The following is a 4,106-nucleotide window of genomic DNA, read 5'->3' as shown; positions in this document are numbered from 1 at the left end:
CCTGGGGCAGCACCGCCCAGCGAAACCACTTGCAGCAGACGGAATAGGAGATAGTCTGGGGGCAGACACATTCCTACCCATCGTCCAGCAACAGGCAGTTGCCGTTCTCATAGTTGCAGCAGGTTTTCCGAATAAGGCATTTGCCCGTCTGCGCTGCGCCGCCGTCATGCAGGGCAAGCCGCCGCCCGGTGTGCGCTCTATCTCTGGTAGTTTTTTGCTCATGCGTTCCTCCGTTTTCGCTTTCCTGCCGTTCTCCCAAAAACCGTTCCTTCCCCCTCACGGCGGTGTGTTCCGGCATTGGTACGCTGGCCTGCTTCGGGCCAAGTTGACTAGAGGTGACTTCTGGACATTTTCGAGGTGTTGACAAACCCTATAAAAATTCTCCCCGTCACAAAATCCAGCACAGACCAACCAGCAGCAGACATGAAAAAAGACGCCCTCCCGGCGTCACTCCAAACACTTTACCATCCGTTTCAAATTTAAGGCCATAGCTGACAGAAGGCAGTGTGTTTCCGCTGCCTCTAACCCTCCCCTGTACAGACTTCTTAAATTATGCCTCGCTTTCTGGGCGGCAAAACTTCCTTCACACCATATCTGGCGCAGGCCCAGGATGTAGGCATGAAGCGCTGTCCCCTTTCTTTCGTGACATCGGCTTGTTGCTTCCTCAAAGATATTTACACGGACTATCCGGCTCTTTTGGCTGGGGCTCACGCACCGGCTGGACATTGGGCAGGAGCCGCAGTCCTTTCTCTCCGCGCGGTAAACCCTGCAGATATTGAACTCCTCCCTTTCAAGACTCCGCAGTAACAGCCGCTTCCCGCCAGGACAAATAAAACAATCGGTTTCTTTCTGATATTCAAAATCTTCCCGTGTGAATTCTGCTTTGTAATTCACGCCTCCCGTTGTTCCCGGCGTGTAAAGGCCGATTCCCATATCCTCCAGAACCTGACAAATCAGGCTGGTTCTATACGCGCTGTCTGCCCCTGCCGTTTTGATTGTTAGCCCCAGATGCTTCCTCATATACTCGATCCGTTCCAGATAAGGGCCGGAGTCATTTACATTTCCCCCAGTTACCGCCACGTCTACAACGATCCCATGGGCAGGATCCACGCTTTGGTGGCTCAGATAATGCGGCCCCGTCGGTTTTCCTGGCCTTTTGAGCATTCCGGCTTCCGGATCTGTCGGATTGACGGTTTTCTCTATCGGGAGTTTTTCCTTTGGCGCGCGGCTTTTGCGCTTCGGCCGAATTGCTCCGGATTGCTCTAACCGCTGACGTTCCCGCTCTTCATAGAAATCCAGACGTTCCATGTAATGGTTCGTTTCCTTATGCGCCAAAACCTTGATATTCTTTTTGGCAGAAGCATTTGCCTTTACATGGGTGGAATCCGTTAAGACTGTCCTCCCGTCCACCAGCCCTTTTTCCATACATTGAAAGACAATCCGCTCAAACAGACGGCGGAACAAGCCGGTCCCATTGAAACGCCTGCGCCTGTTCTGGGATATGGTGGAATGATCCGGTACACGCTCATCCATATCCAGCCCAAGAAACCAGCGGTAGGCCATGTTTACCTGGATTTCCTGCTCAATCCGGCGTTCTGATTCAATCCCAAACAAAAATCCAATCAACAGATATTTCATCAGGATAACCGGATCAACGCATGGACGGCCATTGTTCTGGCAGTAACAGCCTTCTATTTCTTCGTAAATGAAGGAGAAATCCACCAGGCGATCTAATTTTCTTAGAAAATGATCTTCCGGCACAAGATTTTCAATGGTAACCAAGTGGAATTTCATTTGCTTATTGTCCATCCGCGTCATCATAGGTGCTTCCTCCATACTTTTCTTTTATTTTACCATAATAGGGGCAAGGAGGACAGGATTTGTCAACACCTCGATTTTGTCCAGAAGTGGCGGTGTTATGGCGTACTTCCCCAGCCGATAATATCTCTTTCGGACGGTCATTCACTTGTGCTTGTCCATCGATGAACTAACACAAGTCTACACTTTTTTGACCGCCCATCCCGTATATCCAAAAGGTTGGAAATCCCGCTGGAAAACACACTATTTCCACGCTCTCGGATTTGTGGTAGAATGAAAAAAACAGTTAGCCGACAAGGAGGCGCGCCATGAAAATGACAACAGAAAAAATTGATACGGCTATGTTTGCCCACTGCGGCATGAACTGTTTGGTCTGCTATAAGCATTGTTATCATAAAAAGCCGTGTGCCGGTTGCTTGAACAGCGACATGGGCAAACCGGAACACTGCCGCAAATGCAAGATAAAAGATTGTATCAAGGGCAAAGGGCTGTCCTATTGTTTTGAATGTCCCGATTATCCTTGCAAGCTGATTAAAAACCATGAAAAAAGTTACAACAAAAGGTATCAGGCGAGCCTTATGGAGAACAGCGAGTTTGTTCGTCAGCACGGTTTAGAAAGGTTCATGGAACAGCAGAAAGGAAAATATACTTGTCCCCAATGCGGGGGTATTATATCTATCCATGACAGAGAGTGCAGCGAGTGTCAAGAAAGCATGAAATAAGCATAAGAGGGGGTGTGTAGATTGGCGTTGACAATACAGGAACGCCTAAAAGACCTGCGTGTGGAGTGACAAAGACCGCCGGGAGTGCTGCAAGCCGCCCATGTGCGGGAGGGTGACTATTTCAGCAGCCGGGTACATCACGACATAGACGCTATCATGGAGGACATACGGGAAGCACACAGGGGCAGGAGCGACAGCGCCCCGGAGAATACCATTGTGGACGACTCAAGCGGGATTTGGAGGAAGTGGCGAACTTCAAGGGCAGTCGGGCGGAACACCTGTTGATGGTGTTCTGTAAGCAGACAAAACTGCGCTACACCAAGCTGACGGAGGAAGAAAAACAATGGCTGACCCGGATTGTACAAAAATCCGAGTTGACGAAAAGCTATGTGCCGCAACGGGGAAAACGGAAATAGCGAGCGACAATCGAGAAATTGCGAGGTAAAAAGTAATGTGTGGATTGATATTAGTTAGGCCATGTAAACTTTATGCAGAACAAGTAATGTCATACAAAGAAGAAATGTCACAAAATGGGGATAGCTTTGACGGTTGTGCAGGACTTGAAGATGTCTATTCATTTGATGAATGGATTGATTTTGAAGGAAGATTAAGAAAAAAGTATAAAACTGGATATGTTCCATCAGAAGTGTTTTTAGCGGTAAGACAAAGTGACAAATTTCTTGTCGGAATGATTGATTTTCGTCACCCATTATCGGATTTTCTTAAAAATTATGGGGGCAATATTGGATATAGTATTCGTCCATCAGAGAGGCAAAAAGGGTACGCGTCTGAAATGCTAAAACTGGTTTTGCCCATTTGTCGCGACTTCGGAGAAAGTAAGGTTTTATTAACCTGCGATAAAGGAAATGTAGCTTCACAAAGAACGATTATTAAAAATGGTGGGATGTTGGAGAACGAAATTTTTGATACAGTAGGTTTAAGTAAAAGTGGAATAATACAAAGATATTGGATTTCATTATAACATCTTTCAACAATTCCTCGTCTGGGAGATAGCAAAGCCAGCCGAGCCAGTCAACGGTCAAGATGAACGGCGCTTACAGCGCCGCCGTTGACAGCATCGCCCGTCTTTTCTTATGAGTAATCAAGGCGGAAAAGCCCTAAAATGGCTTTCCCGCCCACTCTATTTCCTTTCCCTGAAAAGTCACGACCTCTGTTTCTTTTTTATATCTGATACCACTTATAAAATCACCTATCCTTTCTATCATGCTGTTGCCATTTCAATTCCGCCAGCACGTCCGGGGGGAATACGCTCCACAAGCCGCTGGATATTGTGCAGTTCGCCTCCAAGCTTCGTCCGTTCCATCGTGTTTTTCATCTTGCCTCTTTCGCTGGACTTTGCCCTTGCTTCCAGTTTCTTGTTTTCTTCCAGCAGGTCGGCAATCGTGACCTTGTACTTTTTCAGTTGCCCGGAGAAGTCCTCCATCTGCGGGAACCATTTTTTCAGCAGGACGAGGGCTTCCTCTTTCTTCTTCCAGGCGTTCAACTGGCCGATCCGTCCAGCGCCTTGTCCTGGGGCAGCACCGCCCAGCGAAACCACTTGCAGCA

Annotated in this window: 4 protein-coding genes and 2 pseudogenes; 3 read left to right on the top strand and 3 right to left on the bottom strand. The window is 48.0% G+C overall.

Translation table 11 applies throughout. The features are described from left to right. Together DXA13_RS20510 and DXA13_RS20505 are read right to left on the bottom strand one after the other, a co-directional pair. Nucleotides 1-222 (bottom strand): annotated as a pseudogene (locus DXA13_RS20510) (cysteine-rich VLP domain-containing protein); the annotation flags it as partial. Nucleotides 223-447: 225 nt separating this feature from the next. Further along, on the bottom strand, nucleotides 448-1,821 hold the full coding sequence (locus DXA13_RS20505; protein ID WP_118246840.1) for an IS1182 family transposase: 1,374 nt from the start codon (nucleotides 1,819-1,821) through the stop codon (nucleotides 448-450). A 305-nt stretch (nucleotides 1,822-2,126) separates the two neighbouring features. Here DXA13_RS20505 and DXA13_RS20500 point away from each other — a divergent pair, with 305 nt between their 5' ends. The 3 genes from DXA13_RS20500 (at nucleotide 2,127) to DXA13_RS20490 (ending at nucleotide 3,522) form a co-directional block, all read left to right on the top strand. Next, nucleotides 2,127-2,540, top strand: a complete 414-nt coding sequence (locus DXA13_RS20500) for a DUF3795 domain-containing protein (protein WP_118246839.1) — start codon at nucleotides 2,127-2,129, stop codon at nucleotides 2,538-2,540. Nucleotides 2,541-2,776: 236 nt separating this feature from the next. Beyond that, on the top strand, nucleotides 2,777-2,956 hold the full coding sequence (locus DXA13_RS22230) for a hypothetical protein (protein WP_243009254.1): 180 nt from the start codon (nucleotides 2,777-2,779) through the stop codon (nucleotides 2,954-2,956). Between the two features lie 35 nt (nucleotides 2,957-2,991). Further along, nucleotides 2,992-3,522: a GNAT family N-acetyltransferase gene (locus tag DXA13_RS20490; RefSeq protein WP_118246838.1), complete on the top strand. Its 531-nt coding sequence runs from the start codon at nucleotides 2,992-2,994 to the stop codon at nucleotides 3,520-3,522. Nucleotides 3,523-3,746: 224 nt separating this feature from the next. Here DXA13_RS20490 and DXA13_RS20485 read toward each other — a convergent pair. Then, a pseudogene (locus tag DXA13_RS20485) lies at nucleotides 3,747-4,044 on the bottom strand (plasmid recombination protein); the annotation flags it as partial. Nucleotides 4,045-4,106: the final 62 nt, after the last annotated feature.

The organism is Clostridium sp. AM58-1XD (assembly GCF_003464085.1).
Taxonomy (GTDB): Bacteria; Bacillota; Clostridia; order Lachnospirales; family Lachnospiraceae; genus Lachnoclostridium_A.
This window is presented reverse-complemented; position numbering and strand designations above follow the sequence as displayed.

Bases quoted from the DNA above. Each gene is read 5' to 3' on its own strand.
- DXA13_RS20490 (WP_118246838.1), top strand. From the start codon at position 2,992: ATGTGTGGATTGATATTAGTTAGGCCATGTAAACTTTATGCAGAACAA.
- DXA13_RS20500 (WP_118246839.1), top strand. From the start codon at position 2,127: ATGAAAATGACAACAGAAAAAATTGATACGGCTATGTTTGCCCACTGC.
- DXA13_RS20505 (WP_118246840.1), bottom strand. From the start codon at position 1,821: ATGATGACGCGGATGGACAATAAGCAAATGAAATTCCACTTGGTTACC.